The sequence below is a fragment of the Polyangium jinanense genome (assembly GCF_028435365.1).
The window spans coordinates 122,857-141,408 of sequence record NZ_JAGTJJ010000016.1 but is presented as its reverse complement, the minus strand read 5'-3'; the positions used below and the strand labels follow the sequence as shown (position 1 = coordinate 141,408).

Annotated in this window: 15 protein-coding genes; 7 read left to right on the top strand and 8 right to left on the bottom strand. The window is 68.0% G+C overall.

Annotated elements, in window-relative coordinates; translation table 11 throughout:
* Positions 1-326 precede the first annotated feature (326 nt).
* Positions 327-2,972 (top strand): pentapeptide repeat-containing protein, encoded by a 2,646-nt coding sequence (locus KEG57_RS25365; RefSeq protein ID WP_272458853.1) that lies wholly within the window; start codon positions 327-329, stop codon positions 2,970-2,972.
* A 45-nt stretch (positions 2,973-3,017) separates the two neighbouring features.
* Here the strand turns inward: KEG57_RS25365 and KEG57_RS25360 are convergent, their stop codons facing one another.
* Positions 3,018-3,434, bottom strand: a complete 417-nt coding sequence (locus KEG57_RS25360) for a hypothetical protein (protein ID WP_272425594.1) — start codon at positions 3,432-3,434, stop codon at positions 3,018-3,020.
* A gap of 587 nt (positions 3,435-4,021) precedes the next feature.
* Here KEG57_RS25360 and KEG57_RS25355 point away from each other — a divergent pair.
* The 3 genes from KEG57_RS25355 (at position 4,022) to KEG57_RS25340 (ending at position 5,926) form a co-directional block, all read left to right on the top strand.
* Positions 4,022-4,642, top strand: coding sequence for a pentapeptide repeat-containing protein (locus KEG57_RS25355; RefSeq protein ID WP_272425593.1), 621 nt, complete (start codon positions 4,022-4,024; stop codon positions 4,640-4,642).
* 105 nt (positions 4,643-4,747) lie between these two features.
* Positions 4,748-4,939 carry a hypothetical protein gene (locus KEG57_RS25345; RefSeq protein WP_272425591.1) on the top strand — a complete coding sequence of 64 codons (192 nt, stop codon included), beginning with the start codon at positions 4,748-4,750 and terminating at the stop codon, positions 4,937-4,939.
* Between the two features lie 69 nt (positions 4,940-5,008).
* Positions 5,009-5,926: a pentapeptide repeat-containing protein gene (locus KEG57_RS25340; RefSeq protein WP_272425590.1), complete on the top strand. Its 918-nt coding sequence runs from the start codon at positions 5,009-5,011 to the stop codon at positions 5,924-5,926.
* A 40-nt stretch (positions 5,927-5,966) separates the two neighbouring features.
* Here the strand turns inward: KEG57_RS25340 and KEG57_RS25335 are convergent, their stop codons facing one another.
* A complete protein-coding gene (locus KEG57_RS25335) occupies positions 5,967-7,355 on the bottom strand; it encodes a serine/threonine-protein kinase (protein ID WP_272458852.1) in 1,389 nt (462 codons plus the stop codon).
* 212 nt (positions 7,356-7,567) lie between these two features.
* Here KEG57_RS25335 and KEG57_RS25330 point away from each other — a divergent pair, with 212 nt between their 5' ends.
* Complete coding sequence (locus tag KEG57_RS25330; protein ID WP_272425588.1) at positions 7,568-7,711, top strand: hypothetical protein; 144 nt, start codon at positions 7,568-7,570, stop codon at positions 7,709-7,711.
* A 223-nt stretch (positions 7,712-7,934) separates the two neighbouring features.
* On the opposite strand, the gene KEG57_RS25325 is transcribed toward KEG57_RS25330, so the two are convergent.
* The 3 genes from KEG57_RS25325 to KEG57_RS25315 are packed head-to-tail and all read right to left on the bottom strand — an operon-like array spanning position 7,935 to position 11,735.
* Positions 7,935-8,768 carry a methyltransferase domain-containing protein gene (locus KEG57_RS25325; protein ID WP_272425587.1) on the bottom strand — a complete coding sequence of 278 codons (834 nt, stop codon included), beginning with the start codon at positions 8,766-8,768 and terminating at the stop codon, positions 7,935-7,937.
* Positions 8,769-8,814: 46 nt separating this feature from the next.
* A complete protein-coding gene (locus KEG57_RS25320; RefSeq protein WP_272425586.1) occupies positions 8,815-9,966 on the bottom strand; it encodes an aminotransferase class V-fold PLP-dependent enzyme in 1,152 nt (383 codons plus the stop codon).
* Positions 9,966-11,735, bottom strand: coding sequence for an iron-containing redox enzyme family protein (locus tag KEG57_RS25315; protein WP_272425585.1), 1,770 nt, complete (start codon positions 11,733-11,735; stop codon positions 9,966-9,968). The genes KEG57_RS25320 and KEG57_RS25315 overlap by 1 nt, the downstream gene beginning before the upstream one ends.
* A 955-nt stretch (positions 11,736-12,690) precedes the next feature.
* On the opposite strand from KEG57_RS25315, the gene KEG57_RS25310 reads away from it, so the two are divergent.
* Complete coding sequence (locus KEG57_RS25310) at positions 12,691-13,776, top strand: DUF6891 domain-containing protein (protein ID WP_272425584.1); 1,086 nt, start codon at positions 12,691-12,693, stop codon at positions 13,774-13,776.
* Between the two features lie 78 nt (positions 13,777-13,854).
* On the opposite strand, the gene KEG57_RS25305 is transcribed toward KEG57_RS25310, so the two are convergent.
* The 3 genes from KEG57_RS25305 to KEG57_RS25295 all read right to left on the bottom strand — a co-directional run bounded on the left by KEG57_RS25305 (position 13,855) and on the right by KEG57_RS25295 (position 17,383).
* Positions 13,855-15,084, bottom strand: coding sequence for a hypothetical protein (locus KEG57_RS25305; protein WP_272425583.1), 1,230 nt, complete (start codon positions 15,082-15,084; stop codon positions 13,855-13,857).
* Positions 15,085-15,254: 170 nt separating this feature from the next.
* Positions 15,255-16,076: an alpha/beta fold hydrolase gene (locus KEG57_RS25300; RefSeq protein WP_272425582.1), complete on the bottom strand. Its 822-nt coding sequence runs from the start codon at positions 16,074-16,076 to the stop codon at positions 15,255-15,257.
* A 92-nt stretch (positions 16,077-16,168) separates the two neighbouring features.
* Positions 16,169-17,383 (bottom strand): HEAT repeat domain-containing protein, encoded by a 1,215-nt coding sequence (locus KEG57_RS25295; protein WP_272425581.1) that lies wholly within the window; start codon positions 17,381-17,383, stop codon positions 16,169-16,171.
* A gap of 441 nt (positions 17,384-17,824) precedes the next feature.
* Between KEG57_RS25295 and KEG57_RS25290 the strand changes: the two genes are divergently transcribed.
* Positions 17,825-18,547 carry a class I SAM-dependent methyltransferase gene (locus KEG57_RS25290; RefSeq protein WP_272425580.1) on the top strand — a complete coding sequence of 241 codons (723 nt, stop codon included), beginning with the start codon at positions 17,825-17,827 and terminating at the stop codon, positions 18,545-18,547.
* Positions 18,548-18,552 lie beyond the last annotated feature (5 nt).

The window sequence follows — 18,552 nt, the reverse complement described above, 5'->3', positions numbered from 1 at the left end:
CCGCCGTGTGGAGAGACTGTGCCGGTATCTGGCCCGGCCGCCGATTGCATAGGAATGCGGCGCTGCGCAGGCACGTCGTGGCCTCTCGGCGCCCCTCGGCCCTGGCGATGGAGCCAGCCCCTACGACGTTGAAGACACCAGGCACACGGTTGACCGCCGCGCGAGATGCGTGCTACGCGCCCGAGGAGGCGGAAATCCTGGTTTATTTGTCCTAGGTGCTCCCGTTCACGTCGTATGGCTGCATTCCCTTGCACGCCACGCCAAATTCGACGACGGTCGAGCGCGCCGCCCTCCCCGGGCGCGCCTCGAACTGGAGGTCCCGCAGGATGGCTGGAAACGTGCTCGGTGCAACGCGCTTCAACGCGCCCGGAATCTTCCAGGGCGTCGCCTTTTCGCCGGACGCGCGTGTGCTCGTCGGGCTCGTCGCCGGCAAGAAGCGCGCGCGACTCCATCGCTTCCGTGTTCCGGATGGACAACCCCTCGATCCCATCACCGTCCCCGGCACCTTCACGGAGCTCGCCGTCCTGCCGGGGGGCGACTTCCTCCTCTGGTCCCGCGAAGGCGTGGCCCGGTTCACCGCCGATGGCGAGCGCATCTGGCACGTCGGCACCGCGAAGACCGGCGCCTTCGACTCCGTCGCGCTGAGCACCGATGGAACGTCGTTCGCGACGCACGGGCGCGATTCGATCGCGAGCATCTTCGACGCGCGCACGGGCAAGCGCGAGGGCGTCATCAAGGAAGACGGCGAGATCTACGCCTTTGCGTTCGCGCCGGAGGGTCGGACGTTCGCGACCGGTGGCGAGAAGGGCGTCGTGCGCGTCTTCGACCAGAAGACCCGGAAGGAGCGCGCGAAGCGGAAGAGCACGAAGGTCCTCGCGCTCGCGTTCTCGCCCGACGGGGAGCGGCTCGCGGGTGGGCATGGCCAGGGGAGAATCCTCTTCTGGGACGCCGGGACCCTCACCCCGATCGCCACGAGGCACCTCCCGACCCACCGCTTCTTCGCCGAGGAAGCCGGCGGCGACGTGGATCGAGGTCCGGCGGCCTGCCGGTGGCTCGCCTTCTTGCCGGGGGGCGGGCTGGTCTCGTACGGGAACGAGCACGCGCTCCGCTGGTGGACGGCGGACGGCGCCGAGGTCCGCCGCGTGACGGTCTCTCGCCAGCACGCGCAAGGCTCCGCCATGGCCATCGCGCCGGGAGGCGCCTGGATCGCGACGGGCGCCACCGCCTCCGGCCTCGGCGTGTGGAGTGGCACGGGCGAGCGTGTGACGGGCGAGCCGGCGCTCGCCGAGCCCCGCGCGATCGCGCTGACCCGCGATCGCCTCGTCGTCGCCACGCCGTGGACGCTCGTCTCGCTCCGCCGCGGCGACGGCACGCTCATCGAACGCCCTTCCCACGGACCGAACACCGCGATCGGGGCCCTGCCGGACGGCGAGCTTCTCGTCGTCGGCGAAGACCACGCGCGGGTCGTCCGCGAGCTTTCGGACGCCGAGCGGCGCCTCTTCGACAACGCCGCGAGCTCGCCCCGCCCACGGGTGAGCATCTCGCGCGACGGGAAGACCGCCCTCTACGCGGCCGACCTCGTGCTCGAGGTCTGGGATCTCACGCGCTCCGTGCGCACCGCCGCGCTCTCGCACGAACAGCGCGTCACGGCATTCGCCTACGGTCCGGGCGACGGCTGGGTGGTCAGCGTGTCCGAGGACGTCCGGATCTGGCGCCCGACCACCCCGGACGAGCCCGTTCGCACGATCGCGCTCCCGGACGGAGCACCCGCGTACTGCGGAGGCGTCGCGGTCTCCAGCATCGGCTGGATCGCGGTGAGCGTCGACCGGTCGAGTGGCAACCACGATTCGAACAGCCTGCTGGTCTTCATCGATCCGCGCTCCGGCGCCGTGACGGCGTCGCTCCCTCACCCCGTCATGCGCCTTGGTCAGCTCGCGTTCGTCGACCATCGGCGGGTCGTCGTCGTCGATTCCGCCGGGCGGCTTCGCACGGCCGATGCCGAGACCGGCACGTGGCTCGACGAGCCCGCCGCGGAGGACATCGACGTTCACGGGTTCGCGATCCGCGCGCTCGCGGCGTCGGACGACGGCACCGAGATCGCGCACGTGGACGGATGGGGGAACGTCGTCGTGCGCGCGTTCCCGCGCACCGGCGAGGAAGCTACCACGCCCTTTGATCTCGGACTCGACGCCGCGGCGGAGAAGCCCGCCGAGGATCCGACGAAGCTGTTCGAGAAACGCCTCGCCGGCACCCGCTTCCTCTATGCGGGGAAGTTCCAGAGCTCGGCGCTGGAGGTTCGGACGAGCAAGGAGTTCCGGGAAGAGACGCTCCGCGAGCTCGGCGGCGAGGTCACGAAGAAGAGCAAGGACGCCACGCACTTCGTCCCCGCGCTCATCCCGTACACGAAGCACGTCCCCTCGAAGGTGGAGCTCGAGATCGACGCACGCATCGCGAAGGGCGAGCGCGTCGTGAAGATGAGCGAGAAGAAGCTGAACGAGCTCCTCTTGCCCACGTTCGCCGAGGCCCGCGCGATGCTGCGCGGCGAGATCCCGGACGGCATCGCTCGCTGGAACCGCTGGCGCTCCCGCTGGCAGACGGAGTACGGCGAGTTCATCTCCCTCGCGGGGATGGATCTCGAGGGGATCGACCTCCGCGGCGCGAACCTGGGCGCCGCGCCCCTCCAGGAGGCGAAGCTCGCGCGCGCCAATCTCGCGGGGGCCGAGCTCTACGACGCCGTCTTCCGCGGCGCCGACCTCCGCGGCGCGAACCTCGACGGCGCGCGCTGCGGTCGGGTCGACTTCACCCAGGCCGACCTACGCGAGGCCCGGCTCGGCGCGCAGCTCGGCGGGGCGCGGTTCGACGGCGCCGATCTGCGTGGCGCCGACCTCTCCGGCGCGGATCTGTCGTACACGAGCTTGGCCGGCGCACGCCTCGAGGGCGCGCGCTTTCCGGACGGGTACACTCCAAGCTGACCGGATCAGCCTCCCCGCCGCACGGCGCGGGGTCGTTGAGGCGCGTCATCGCGGATCGCTCGACACCTCCGCCGCGCGATCGTCCTCGAAGCGCAGACCGAGCACCTCACCGCCGGCGACATGGTGTGGCCCGAAGGATCGGAGGGCCGCGAATGCGTCGCGCTGGAGGTCGATCTCGGCCCCGGCCGTGAAGATGCCCGCGAGCCACAGGAAAGGGAAGTTCCACCAACGCCATTTCGAGAGATCGGCCGAAAAGCTCACGTAAAGCACGTCGGATGCGCGATCGCGACGGATCGTGAGCGCAAGGCTGACGTATCCGCGCCGGCAGAGGTATTCGCTGCGATCTTCGTCACTGTGCTCGAGGTCGGAAGTGACCGCGATGCCGCGCTGGCGGAGCGCCGCGACGACATCCCTCGCTCGGCAGGCGCGGGCCGGGATTTCGAGGATCAGTGGGCAGGACACGCGAGGAGGGGTAGGCGGCGCGAAGGGCTTTGTCCAGGTCCGGCGGCGGGCACACTTGTTGTGCACCGCTCGACCTTCGGCGCGACACCGCCGGCGCCGGGGCGGCTGCGTCATTCGGTGGGTGCGTCATCCCTAGGGAGCAGCTGCCACTGCCGGCGCGACGCCCCAGAAGTTCGTCTCGAAGAGGTCACCGAGGCGCTGCGCTACGAAGTGGCGGCGCTCTCGTCGCGCCCCCGCGCATCGACGCGTACCGCCCCCTCCGCGACAGCGCGTTCCGGGCGATCGATGCTGCGCTCGCCGCCGCTCCCGACCCTGCACCCGTCGCCGAGCGCATCGTACAGATCGCGGGGAGCGACGCGCCCGCGCTGCATCATCGCGTCGGGATGTGGGCGCACCTCTTGCCGCGCATGATGCCTGAAACCATGTTCGAGCGCGGCCTCCGTCGGAGGTTCCTGCGCGGAGTCGAGCAGGCGTAAAGGCGGGAGCTCGGACGCGATTGCCAAGCTCGACGAGATGCTCCTCCCCGATCGCCGCAAGTTCGACCTCATCCAGGTCGTCCGCTGGCACCCGGACAATACGAAAGAGGTTTGCCCGAGCGGAGCGATCCGGATGACGTGGGGCTGACGCTCGACCCCGCGCGCATCGATGATTCTCCGAGCCGCATCCAGGTGAAGGGGATGCGCTTCAGCCACTTTCCCGTGGGAAACGAGACGCTCGTCGGGGCGCGCTTCGAAGACTGTCGTTTCTTGAAAATGAAGTTCAGCGCCGCGAACATGAACAACGTCGAGCTCCTCGGCTGCACGATCGTCGAGACCGCGATGAATTTCGTGGCGCTCGGGCTCGCGACGATCCGGCGCTCGACCTTCACGCGGTGTAACCTCGTGGAGGTGGGGTTTCACCGCGCGACCGTGGAAGACACGCGCTTCGAGAGCACGCAGATGACGCTGGGAAGGTTCGTGAATTCGACGTTCCGCGAGGTGGACGGGCGCGGGTGTTGGATGAACAGGGCCCTCTTCCGTGAGGCTACGTTCGAGGATTGTGATTTCCGCGGCGTGGACCTGCGTGATGGCAGGTTCGAAGGAGCGACGTTCGTGCGCTGCGATCTGCGCGGCGCGAAGATCTCGCCGAAACCCGGGAGCCAGCCGCGATGGCGCTTCGAAGAATGCCAATCGGACGGCCCGTTGCCGCCGGCCGTAGGGGATCCCTAAGGCCCCGTGACGTCCTCGAACATCGGCGGCTCGCCGCGCGTGCCGTCGAGCGTGGCGCCGAGGAGGTTCGCCTCGCGAAACCTGACGGCGCGCATCGTGGCTCCGGTGAAGCGCGCGGAGCAGCCGCACACGCTCGAGCGGGCCGGGATCCGCCTCGATCCGCACCCCGAGCCCGAGCGCATTTTTCTGATCGTTGAACGCTTTTGGGTCGCGGAGCAGGAGCTCGAGCCATCCATCGCGGTCGTTCGGAGAGAGCATGATCGCTCCGCCGGCGACGGGCGCCCAGAAGTGCGATGAGTTTGGGGCGAAGTTCCAGCTCAGGGGCGCATGCAAAGCATCCGCTCTGGCGGTGATACGATGGGGGCGATGCTTTCTCCGCAGGACAAGGACGCTTGGCTCGAGCTGCTCCGGCGCGACGTTGGTGCCTTCAACGCGCAGAGGAACGCGCTGCCGCACCCTACGCGCATCGATCTTCGTGGCGCCGATCTCGCGGGGCTCGATCTCGGCCTGGCCATGCTCGGGTGGTGCGATTTGACGGGGGCTCGGCTCGCGGGCGCTCGTGTCAGAGCTCTCGCGCTCGTGAAATCGCGCCTCCAGGGAGCCGACCTCACGGACATCGAGGTGATCGATCCCGAGCAGCGAGAGCGGCTCGAGCTCATCCGTTGCCTGTGGAACGACGTCAGCCTCTTCAACGCGCGGCGGCGGGGCCCCTGCCCGAACCTCATCTCCGCCGATTTGTCGGGCGCCGACCTCGGCGGCGCCAATCTCGGCAGCGTCGTGCTCGATCGGGCCAACCTCGAGGGCGCGGATCTCTCGCGCGCGGATCTCGCGGAGACGGCGCTCGCCGACGCGAACCTCGAGCGCGCGCGTTTCGCGGGCAATGCCCTCAAGGCCACCGACATGCGCCGGTCGCGGCTCGCGGGCGCCGACTTCACGGGCGTGAAGCTCAAGTTCGTCAGGCTCGATTGCGCCCACCTCGACGGCGCGAATTTCGAGCGCGCGGTCCTCGATACCTGCCCCATGCAAGACGCAGAAGGGCGGGGCGTCTCGTTTCGCGCGGCGACCTGGCGCAGCATTTTTCCCATTTGCGCTTCGCTGCCCGAGGCCGATTTCAGCGGTGCCTCGTTCGAGCGCGTGCGGTTCACCGAGACCCGCCTCCGCGGCGCTCGGTTTGCCGGCGCCTCTGCGCGTGGCCTCATATTCCGCCGCGCCGATCTCGAGGGCGCGGATCTCGAGGGTATGACGGGCGAGCCTCCCACGTTCGAGGACGTCGTGGGGTATTGAGGCGAAAGGCTCGCGGGCCGCAAAACCATCGAATGTCCTCTCACTCGTCGGGTTCGTCATCCTCGTCATCCTCGTCGGTCGACCATTTCGGCGCGAATGGCTCGAGGACGGCCACGACGTCCGCGAGCGGGGGGCGCCGGCCGGGCGTGGGGTCGAGCCCCTGCGCCACGATGGCCGCGAGCTCGTCCGGGCCCGTCCATGCGCGCCGCTCGCCGCGCCGCATCGCCGCGGCTTGCTCGTCGAAATCGCCGGCGAACGGAGGCTCGCCCGTCGCCCAGCGCGTCAGGATGGCGCACAACGAAAAGACGTCGGCTCGATCCGTCGGCTTCGCTTGGTCGAGGAGGATCTCCGGCGCCATGTAAATGGCGGGCCAAGGAGCCATCGGCGCCGGGGGGTTCACCGTTTGGAGGAATCGATCGTGCCGCGGTAAAACGCCCGTGATCAGCGTGCGCTTCGCGCGTACGTCGAGGTACACGAGCTCGGGGCGCAGGCCGAGCAAAAAGAGCCCCGCCTCGTGCGCGCCCTTCACGATTGCCGCGAGCGCGATCCCCAACCCGGCTGTCGTCGCGAGATCGAAGGGCCTTGATGTCGCCGACGATCCGACGCTTGGCCGTCCGAGCGGCTCTTCCTCGGCGAGCGCGTCGAGCTCCACGCCTGCGGGGGCGTCGTCGAGGGGGCCGACATACCGCAGATTCCCCACGCCCGGGACCGCGAGCTCGAGCTCGCGCGCGAGTTCGTCGAGCGAGCGCGCCTGCTTGCCGCCCAGGGTGACGAGGATCGTTGGGCCGTTCGGGTTCGTCACGTCGAACCCGCGATGAAAACGCCCCTCGGGCAGACCCCGCGCCCGCTCGGCGATCCCGTACCTCCTTGCGGCCATCGTAGCGCCGAGGGGGAACGCCTGCGCCGTCCTGCCGCTTCGTATCGCGGCATAATGCTTCTTCGCGTCTTCGAGGAGCCCGCGCAGCTCGCCGCCCTCGATGAGCTCGTAAATGGATCCGCCGCGCCACGTGTCGCGGGCGATGGCCCATACCTCGTCGCGGCTCGTGTCGAACGGCGGATCGGCCCAATATTTCGACGGCAGATCGTCCGGCTCCTCTGCCCGCCAAATCGTGAAGACGTTTTCGAGGTGAAACCCTTTGCCGCCGGGGGCAAGGCGGGCGTCGATCTCGGGGGCCAGCACGTCCGAGAGGCCGTACTCGAGCGTGTCCAGCACGAGCCCGAGCGGGTCCTCCGTGACCTGGATCCGATTCTTCGTCGCGTACACGATGCGCATCGTCGCTTTACCTGGTGCTGCCTCCGCCGCCGCCCGCCGGGGGGGCTGCACCTTCATCTTGATGTTATTTAGGCTCGTCTCGGAAATCCACCACGATTCGATCGGACCGGGCACGCCGTTTTCGACCTCGCGTGCGACCGTGACGTGAACGAGCACGGGGGCCTTGCTCCCGGCGGTGTACCCACGGTTTCACATGATCCGATTTCATGGAGTACTCGCCCCGAATGCGGCGCTGCGCAGGCACGTCGTGGCCTCTGCACGTCCGTCGGCTCTGGCGGTGGAGCCAGCTCCTGCGACGTTGAAGACACCAGGCATGGAACAGCTATCGCTGTTCGGGCAGATGGAGGCTCCGTCGGGACTCGAGCGACGTGACGTTCCTGTTGACCGCGAGCGGGTGGACGGTCGAGCAGGTCGCGCACGGCCGGTGCATCCGCGCGTTCATCACCACCCGCGACGAAGGCGACTACAACGTGGGTCACACGGTGTTGCTCTACGAGCCCATCACCCCCTGAGCGCTCCGGCCAAGCGCTCCACGCGCACGCCCTGCCCCAGCGACGTACCGCCGAGGGACGCGGCAGGAAATTGCCTTCAAGACGGAGCGCGGGGAGCCCCAGGGCAGGAAGCGGGTCCGAATGGTGTATAGGGATACGGTTGGCCGCCGCATGGGACGCATGCCACGCGCCGAGGAGGCAGAAATCCTGGTTGATTCGTCCTAAGCGCCGAGGCAGCGGCCGGTCATCGAGGCTTGACGGCCGCGAACATCCCGACGGTGAAGACGCCGGCGCTGCGCGCGTCGTCGAGGGCCTTCTTTCCTTTCTGGAACATCTCTCCCTCGGGGCCCTCGTAATGTAGCCATTGCGCCTGCTCCGCCGGCGTGGCGCTGCCTCGCGACTTGACGCCCTCGTACATGTCGCGAGCCATGGTCACCTCGAGCCCTGCGGCCTCCATCATTTTCTTGTAGCTCTCGACGGTGCCGTGCCCCGGGATCGCCGTAGAGTCGTTGAGGGGCCGCATGAACTGCATGATTTGCTCCTCGGTCTGGTGATCACCGAAGGGCCGCTGCAACCAGTCCATGCCGCCCAGGCGGCCTCCCGGCTTCAGGATCCGGCAAAGCTCGCGGAAGAGTGCCGGTTTGTCCGGGATGTGGCACACCGATTCGTAGAAGGTGGCGGCGTCGAAGGTGTTGTCCGGGAAGGGGAGATTCTTGTAATCGGTGTCTCCCACGGTGATGAATCGCGCCTTCGCGGCGAGGCCGAGCTCCGCGGCTTTGTCCCGGGCTCTCTGGTTGAGGCGCTCGTTGTTGGTGATCCCGACAAAAGATGCAGACGACACCTTGGCCATGTGGAGCGTGGGTCCGCCGATCCCGGAACCGAAGTCGAGGGCCCAGCGGCCCTCCTCGAGCCCGACCAGCGACACGATCTGCTCCTCGAGTATCTCGCACGCCCGCCGGGGCGAGACGCCGCTCGCCTCTGCCTCCGGGTCTCCGTGGTGCCAGCGGTCTCCCATGAATTGCTCGTAACAATGGAGCGCGGTGTCGTAAAACTCTCGAACCTTGGCCTCGTAAGTCATTCGTAATCCTTTCCTTCGTCGTAGCTCGTGAGCAGCCGCTCGCCCGTCAGTTTCGGGCGCGCCCGATGGCGTCGATGACGCGATCGCATTCCTCTTCCGTGTTGCACGCGTGGGGCCCCACGCGCAGGACGCCACCCGGGCGCGTGTCGATGTCGATGCCGTCACGCGCGAGCTCGGCGACGATACGCTCGCCCTCTTCCACCGCGAGACATATCGATCCTCCGCGCGCATGAGGCGGGCGGGGCGTCCGGATCGAGAGCCCGCGCTCGTCGGCGCGCGCCATGAGGCGCTCGGTGAGCGAGAGATTGCGTGCGCGGATGGCCTCGACGCCTGCGTCGAGCACGAATTGAAGCCCGGCCCGGGCCGTGTACACTGGCTCGATGGCCGGCGAGCCCTGCATGAAGCGGCGCGCGCCACGAGCGGGCTCGTAGGAGGGCGCAAAGCCGACCATCTCGCGATGGCCAATCCAGCCCGGGTAGACCGGCTCGAGCGATTCCGCGAGCGCCGGACGCACGTACAGGAACGAGAGGCCGGTGCTGCCACCGCACAGCCATTTGTGCGTTCCGCCGACCAGAACGTCGACATCGAGCGCCGCGACGTCGATCGGGACGACGCCGACCGCCTGATAGGCGTCGACCACCACGAGCGCGCCCCTCGCGCGCGCGACCTCGACGATGGCGCGCAGGTCCGCGAGCGCGCCCGTCCGTGGTGATACGAGCGACAAGGCCACGACGGCCACGCGCTCGTCGATCCGCTCGACGAGGCCGTTCGTCGGCGTGGCCCCGTCGGTCGAGGGCACCTCGATGACCTGGAACCCCCTGCGCTTCTGGGCTTCCCACAGGTATTGCGACGAATGAAAGTCGAGCGCGGTATAGAGGATTCGATCGCGTCGTCCTCGAGGCACCTGCGTCGCGGCGATGGCGGCCTGCGCTGCGGTCGCGCTCGGCATCAATGCCACAGCGTCGCGCGGCGCCGCGAGGAGCCGCTCGAGCAGGCCGATGAGCTCCTCCATGCGCTCGATCCAGAGCGCCATACCGCGGTTGCGCAGGAAGAGCGTGCGGCGGTACTCGTCGAGGTCGATGAGCATCTGCTCCGGAAACGGGCCCACGCTCTGCGTATCGAAATAGGTGCGCTCTCGGAGCACCGGGAACCGCGCGCGGAGAGCGGCGAAGTCCGGCGCAGGCGGCGCGCCGCTCATCAGAAGCACCTCCGGTACATCCCGTCGAAGAACCTCCACGAGCCATTGGCCACGGCCCGCGCGCCGCGCCAAGCGGCCTCGAGGGGGGACCCGCTCGAGGGCAAGAGCCTCGCGAGCTCCATCGATTCGTCGGCGTGGTCGACCTCCAGCTGCTCGTGCAGATGCAGCCATTCGAGCGTCTGGGGCGCGACAGAGCGCTGGCGGCGGAACTCGTCGGCGACGAAGGCGTCCACGTGTTTGCCGTAGATCTCCACGACGAGGCTCGCGCCGAGGCCCTCGTAGGGGTCGGCCGTGACATAAAGCCGCTCGAGCTCGAGGCCCAGATCGCGCCCGGGTCGCACGAGCTCGTCGGTGATCTCAGCCGACGAAAGCGTGGCCGCGATGCCCGCGAACATGTGCTCGAAGAGGTTGCGGTGGGCGCGCGAGAAATCGCCATTGCCGAGCTCGTCGTTGAGCTGCTTCGCGAGGATGCAGCGGATGCGGTCGTCCTCTACGCGCGCCGTGAGCGCCGCGAGGCGCTGGGGAAAATCGAGCGTGATGGCCGCGCGGAAGTTGGCGAGCAGCTTCCATAGCCGCTCGAGGTCCACGGGCTCGCGCCGGAGGCGTTCGAAGAAGGGGTGCGCCGTCGCCGGTGTCGCCTCGTAGTGGCGCACGACCTCGGTGGCGGGCTCGAGGGCGGGGGCGGGCTTTGCCTTCACGGTCGTCCGAGGCGGCTCGACGCGGTAGGCCTCCGGCCCGAGGTAAACTGTCACGCGCGGTTCGTCGACCCAGCGCAGCGACGCGTAGCTCTGCATTCCGGTCCCAGCATCGAGCGGCCGCTCGGCAAATGCCTCGAGGGGGCCTGCGAGCGCGTTGACGGAGAGCCCGTGGCGGCTCGCGTATGTCGCGATCCGATTGCGAGCCTCTCGATCATCCGGCGCATAAGCGCCCACGGGGAAGTAGATCGTGCTCGCCGACGGGCGCTCGACGTCACCCTCGACGAACGCCAGGCACGAGACCGGCCCTTTCGCCATGAACGGCCCGTCGCCGGCGAGCGTCGCGCAGAACTCGGCGACGTGCCCGGGCGAAGAGCTCCGCGCCGCGCCGCATGCGCGCTCGAGGTCGTCCAGCGAGGCCTGCAAGTGCCGGAAGTAAAGCTTCACGCGCGCGTCGCCGCGCGTCGACAGATCGAGGGAGCAATACAGCGGCACATCGAGCGCGGGCCCTCGCCCCATTGCGTGCTCGGCGACGACGGGCCATGCACCGGCGAAACCAAGCCGATTCAGCGTGGCCTCGGCGAGCGCTGCGCCGCGCGCGACGCCTTGCGCCTGGAGGTTCAGGTAAATCTTGAATGCAGGCGCGCGACCGGGCCAGAACGAGGCGGCATGCCAGGAGGCGAAGGCGCCCTGCGCGTCGGGATGGAAGAAAAGATCCTCGATCTGGCGCAGCCGGTCGAGGCGAATGTTGAAATCGCGCGCAAGCTCTTTGTGGAGAGCCGCGGCCGCCTCCAGGTTCGAGCGGAGCGTCGGCGGATCCGCGCGCCTCTCGACGAGGATCCGGAGCTCGGGGGAAGGCCCCCCGACGGCAACGGAAAACTCGTAGGGCGTATGATCGTCCGATGCATCCGATGGCCACGGCGGCGCCTCGCCGATGGGCGCGTCGGCCCAGGTCCCGAGCATGCGACGGAAGATGCCGCGCATCGCGTCGATCTGATCGTCGATCCCGACGGCCCGCGCGAGCGCCGTGAGGCGCCGCGAACCGAACTCAAAATGGCTCTGTGTCGAATGCATATCGCTTCCAAGCTCCATTACGACGCTACGTCCCATCGCGCCGACCGTATAAACGCGGCGCTCGTCCGCGGTCAAGAAGTGGACGTTCCGCGCGGTAGCACGTCGGAAGCGTGCCCAGTGGGTCGATTTTCTTGCGCCGTGGTCACCCCGAATGCGGCGCTGCGCAGGCACGTCGTGGCCTCTGCACGTCCAGCTCCTGCGACGTTGAAGACACCAGGCATGGAACAGCTATCGCTGTTCGGGCAGATGGAGGCTCCGTCGGGTTTTGACGTGGGCAAGAGACGGCGTGCTTGCGGTCCGGGACCGTGACGAACACGTCAATGGCTGTCACCCTTCGCGTGCTTGCTGGCACGCGAAGGGGCGATCGCGCCGTCCGGCGCGATCATGCGTAGCCTTGACGGGACCGGGTCGCACTGCGCGCGCTCGGCTGGTGTTGCGTCCTCTGGGCAGCCATGATCGGCCAAAACGCGTTCGAGGCCGGGGAGGTCTGCGAATACGAACGTGTCCTGTTCCCCGGGCGATGGGGTATCACGGTCGCAAAGGCAGGGTCGCGGTCGGTGGCGGGCACGCGGAGGCGCCAAGCCTGACGCAGCCGCCGGGAGAGGTTCGTACGGGGCCGGATGGAAGACCCGTGCGCGTGATGAGGCCGGAGTCGCGGCGCAGGGAGGGTCGGTCCGGCGGAGGCGGGGGTCGAGGGTGGGCGCGGGTACAGGTGGTCCGGCTTCGCTGGGGGTCGAGGGTAGGCGCGGGTACAGGTGGTTTGACTTCGCTGGGGGTCGAGGTAGGCGCGGGTACAGGTGGTCCGGCTTCGCTGGGGGTCGAGGGGGGGCGCGGGCGGGGGTGGTCCGACTTCGCGGAGGGTTGCCTTTCGAGCCTACGCTCGGGCGGGCTCGTTGGCGCTCGGCGAGCGCCGTCGCGCCCGCGGCGCCCTGAAGGAGCCACGCGTGCGCGTCTGGTGCCGGATGACTTCTGGTCTTTTATACTGAAGGAACCAAGGAGATCCCTGATGCTTCGCGACGAGTCCGATCCGTACTCCGCCGCCGTTTTCCTCGAATCATGGGCGCTCGAGATCCGGGCCGGATATACCCCCGCGGAGCACCTCGACCTCAGCGAACGCCTGAATGAGTACCTGGACATCGATGTCCCTCCGCATCTCGAGGCCCGCCTGGTTTCCGAGCTCACGCAGCAGACAGAGCGGCTGCTCCGCGAGGCGCGCGAGGTCGAGGCGACCTGGGCCGGGCCGACCATGAATGACCGCATCACTGCCGCGTTCGCCGATCTGCGCACACGAGGCATCCTCGCCAAGGAGCGCGCCGGGCTCACGATTCAAGACGGCTGGGGGTACGTGGGTCTCGAGGCCCGGCCGGACCATGAAGGCGCCGTGTTTTTCCACCAAGAGGACGTGTTCGACGCGCTCCGGGGGATGAGCCTGCCGCTTTCGTACGGGAGCGCGGGCGAGCAAGTCGAGGACCCCTCGCAGGCGCACGCGATCGCCGTCTCGGTACTGGACTCGCTCGCCAGCCACGGTGTGCCGGCGGTTTGGACCGGCCGCGTCGAGGATTGCATCGAGATCCTGCCATTCAAGTGGCAACGCCGGCGATGGACTGCGGCTCCCCGAGAGATCAGCGGCGCGACGCCGTGGCAGCGAGACATGAGGCAACTCGGGCTCTTTTCGGTATCTGCACGAGACCTGGAGCCGTTCATGCAGCCTGTCCGCGCCTACCGCACCACGTTCGGCTTCGACGCGCGGCTCTCCTTCATCATGCGTGGCGTGTGGAAGTTGCTCGGCGGCGAGCGCGGGCAGGTCGGGCACGGGGGCGATCCACACGTATTCGTGCCCGCCGGCGAGATGACCGTGATGATGCCCCGGGACGCGCTCTGCAACCTCGACCCCAGCGAGGCCGCAGCGATTCGACGGCGAGCCATGGCTGCCAGGCGCCCCGGCCCAGAAACGATGAGGGTCGTGCCAGAGCACAAGAAGACGATGGGTGAAACCGCGGCAGCCGAGACGCGCCGGCGGCCATGGTGGAAGATCTGGTGACGGTGTCGCCGTCTTCCGAATGCAGCGCTGCGCAGTCAGGTCGTGGCCTTTCGCGCGCTGGCAGCAGCGCGCGGAGAATCAGGGCAGCGGACCCAGGTAGGTCGCCGTCATCCCTTTCAGCAGAAACAGATGCTTGTCGCTCAGGTCGGCGAAGGTGCCTTGATTGACGACGATGTCGATCTCCGTGTCGGTCCAGCGTGTCGGTACCTGGATGACGGACTGCGTGCGGTTCTCCCACACGGGCGCGTCCGCAAGCTCGATGCGCTCGAAGCTGAAGTCCAGGTAGGGCATGGCGTGACCGAGGAACTCGCCCGCGTCCCCGTCCATGTCCACCGTGTTGGAGAGCAGGAAGTAGTCGATCTTGCCGCCGGTGCCGAGCCAGCCGGAGATCTCGCCGGTATAGCCGCGCGAGGCGTCCTTGAGCATCTGCCCGTTGGCGTAGAACGAGATCACGTCGTTCTCGAAGTCGGCAAGGATCTCGTAACGGATCCAGGTGTTGTCCTGGTAGGAGGCCGGAGGATCGGCGTAGATGCCGGGCATGCCGTCGTTGCTGCCCTCGGCCCGCGCCGTCAAGGTGCTCCCCTGCAGGGCGGTCCACACGTTGTGGTTGATGACGCTCGAATCGGTCCAATAAAAGCGGAAGTACTTCCCCGGCTCCTCCGTCGTCGAGAGGTTGACGTAGCAGGAGAGGTACATCTGCGGGTGATACTCGTTCGTGTCCCACAGGTTCCAGTTGCGCAGGCGGTAGTTCTGCGGATAGGCGTCGCGGATTTCTTGTGTGATCCGGCGCTGGAGCCACCGCCCCGACCGCGTCGGTCCGCCGGAGAGCTCGAGCGTGGCGCCGGACGCGGTGGCGGCGGCGTTGAAGTCCGTTGACGTCAGGATCGGGTAGATGCCGTCCAGGTGGGCGCGCCAGCCCTCCTTGGTGTTCTCCGCGGGCTCGGCCGAAGTCGCGTTGTCGAAGTCGGAGAAGCGCGCCACGAGGTGGCGCTTGCCGAGGAAGCGGTGGTCGCCGGCATTGGAATCGACCTTCGCGCCGAATCCGGTGCCATGGATGGTGAAATCGTCGCCGTGGCGGGAATGTGTGGTCGTGCCGGAGTTCGAGTTGCTCGACGCCGACGAGGCGGTGGCGTCGTCGCGGCCCGCGCAACCGCTGACCCAAGTGGTCGTGGCGAGCGCCGCGAACGCGAAGGCGCCCAGCACCTGGGGGAAACGCTGCGATTCAACTGGTCGCATGTGCATTCTCATGGTCGAGCCTCTCCTTGTGGGGCCGTATCGCGCCGCCCCCGCAGATGTTGCCTCGCGCATGCCCGCTTGTGCGCTCGCAATTCTGCAAAGGGTCGTTGCAAATTGGCGACCCAAGGGGGCCTGCGCGGCACGGTTTCGCCAAGAGCGCTCGTGCGTGGGCTGGATCCGGCCACTACCCTTGAACGCGAGAGGAGGTTCGCGTGGACGCGAACGCCGAGCGAGGCGGACGCTCAGGCGATGCGGAGCGCCAATTCGGCGAAGGCCGCTCGCACATCCCGGGGATTCTCGATCCACGGGAAATGCCCAGCTCCCTCGATGACGCGCTCGATGACGTTGGGCGTTTGGAATCTCGGCTCGCGAAAGCCGCCTTGCCAGACGATCCGATCGTCCGAGCCAGCCAGTCGAAGGACCGGCATTCGCGTCGGCCACCACCGGGCCTTGTAGACGTGGTCGAAATTCGCCTCCGACCACGCGACCGCCGCGCTGTTGTAAGGCATCCTCGCGAGGAGCTCGCGTCCCGCCGAAAGCCCGGCCGGGGTGAAGTTCCATTCCGCGGACGCCACCGCAACCGCGGCGATGTTCTCGTCGCGCGGATCCGCTTCATAGATCGCTGTCGCCGCCTCGACATCGGGCAACGGATTCGCCCGGGTCATCTCCACGAAACGAGGATACCAGAGGGCGTCCGGAGCGGTGTCCAGAAGCGCCAGGGCCTCGAGGTGCGGTTCCAGTTCGGGCGTCGAAAGCAGATACATGCCCCCGGTCGAATGTCCGGCGAAGACGACGCGCGGGAGCGCCCTGGCAGCTTCGGCCACGACCTGGGGCCAGGCATCAAAAGGACTTCCCAGGCTCCCTGGAGGGGCGCGATTGGAGCCATCTCCAGGCAGATCGACGAGCCAGATGGCCCCCGGCACATCCAGGATGTCGGCCAGCCCTTCGAGGCTTTCCGACCCGATGCCAGGTCCTCCCGGCAGGAGCAGCCAGTTGAGGTCTCCGGAGCGGTTGGAGTGACGACGCAACCGGACGCCCGACGGCGTAAAGAGGAGGTCGGTCATGCCGGCAATAGGTAGCGCAAAAGATGCCTCCGGCCAGGCCGTGGAGAGGGGATGGGACCCGTCGGGACTGCCGGTCCGCACGCAGCTCCTGTTCAGCCGCGATCCCGCCACCGGAGCGGAATGCCGAATCGCGGCGCGAGCGCCTCGACGCGGCCGCGCACCTCCTCGATGGGGACTTGCATTCGTGACGCGGCCTGGGATAACCACGCATCGTCGAGCGGCGCGCGTGGATCGATGAATGGAGCCGCGCCGTCGTAGTCCTCGCTGAGGAGCCGGCGTTCCCATCGCTCGACGCGACCCGACAGCGCCCGGAGGGCTTGCCGCCGGATCGAGGGATCCGGGTCGTCGAGGCGCTCCATCAGCAATGCCTCGATCGCCTCGCCTCCGATTCGCTCCAGCACTTCGACGGCGGCGCTGCGGACGGCCGTATCCGTATGCCGGAGGGGAGCCACGAGGGCGCGGAGGACGGCGCCTGCGCCCAGGCCAGCGAGTAGCCTCACCGTCGCATCGAGCGGGATTTCATTCGGGCGCTCGAGGTTTTCGATGAGCGGCACAATGGCCTCATCCGCTTTCAGCTTGACGAGCGCCATGATGGCTGCGCGCCGCACCCCTGTGTGCGCGTCATGCAGGAGCGCGACGAGCTGCGGAATGGAATCCTGGCCCCGAAGATAGGACAGATCGGTCGCGGCCTCGATGCGCGTGTCGGGGTCGGGGGCCCGAAGCTGCTCCAGCGCGCGCAGGATCGCCACGCGTTCGCCGCCCGGCAGCGGCGCGCGGCGTTGATAGGAAACGCCGCAGCCGCCGCAAAAGCCCTGGACGAAGGACTCGATACCCGTCTCGTCCTCGCGATAGACCTTGTGCTTTTTCTTGATTTGCAAGGCGAGGCCGCAGCTCGCGCAGAGGTCCTCCTCGTACGCCCGTTCCCAGGAGAGGCCGGACGTGCGCAGGACCGCGGCGATGAAGGCGTCCGGCGGCCGGTAGCCATGCTCCGCGACGTAGTGGTGAATCATCACCGGCGCGGCGAACCTCGTTCTGTCGTCTCCGACCACGCGGATCTCGCCGGTTCCGATGATCGGCTTTTTGTGGACGAACGCGCAGGTATGATTGCGGCGCGAGAGCACCGTTCGAGCACGCGTCACCAGGACCGCGAGCCGCACGAGGAATGCGGTGGACACGGACCCTACGGGAAACGAATGCCCAGGCTCGAGCCAGCCGATGTTGAGGATGGGCGGCGCCGGCGCGCTCGTGTCGTCCTCCGCTTCCCTTTTCGGATTCTCGTACGGGCTCAGATCCGCGAACCAGGCCATACAATCTCCAATGCAGTTTTCATGTCTGCGAGGTGAGGTAAACAAGGGAGCTCGAGCTCCGGCGGTGTGTGCGTCATGCTGGTGGCGTGGTACCTGGTCTGGGGATCACGACGAGCCCGCCAAACGCGACGAAATCGTGCTCCCCGCGGGTCGACCGAGCTCGACGTGGTTGCCTGCGTTTGCGGTCCGCAGGTCGCGAAGGAAAGCTTGGGGGTTTGCCATGGGCCTTTCCGCGCTCCGACGAGCCGAGGCTACACGGCTGGTCCCATTGGCTCAAGGCTCGATGCGCCGGAGCAGCTCCGGGACGTCAGGGTGGGGTGCTCGCCCAGGCAGAAAAATCCGCCGATCGGATCGAAAGCCCCGCCCTGTCGTGCCCGCGCGGAGAGCACTACGTTCTCGCTTGCAGGCGGTCCGATGACCGTCGGTCGAAGGAGAGCGGTCATGAAAACGGACGAGCACGGAAAACATGCGGTGATCTTCGGGCGCGAGCGTGCATTGAAATACGACAGCCAGGTGCGCCTCTCGATGGAGGGCTACGATGCCATGCACCAGGTCGCCGCGGAGGTGCTCGTCGCGGCGCTCTCGGGCCAGAAGGCCGCGTCGCTCTTGATGGTCGGCATCGGAACCGGGAGCGAGGTGAAGCCGTTCGCGCGCCACGCAGGAGCCGACTTTCATTTCACGGGCGTCGATCCCTCGCCGGAGATGATCGCCATTGCCAGAGAAAAGCTCGCGGCGGCAGGTCTTCTGGAACGGACGAGCTTGCATGCCTGCGAGCTCCGCGATCTCCCGCGCGGGCCTTCGTTCGACGGCGCGCAGATGATCGGCGTCCTGCACCATCTTCCGGACGATGAGGCGCGTATCGAACTGCTGCGGGAGATCGCCGGGAGGCTCGTGCCGGGGGCGCACTTCGTGATCGGTTGTCGGGTTGGAAACGAGCCGCTGCTCAGGGCCGTCGAGGAGCAGCGGCTCGTCGCGAATGGCTGGCCGCCCGAGGCGGCGGAGCACCGACGGAAGGCAATGGCATCGATGCGGATCCCGGCCTCGGATGCCGAGGTCTTCGCGCTCCTGGCCCAGGCAGGCTTCGCGGCGCCCCGTTTCATCTTCGGCGAGCTGCAGTTCCGCGTGTGGGTGGCGCGCTACGAGCCATCCTCGAGCGGTGCGTGACGTGC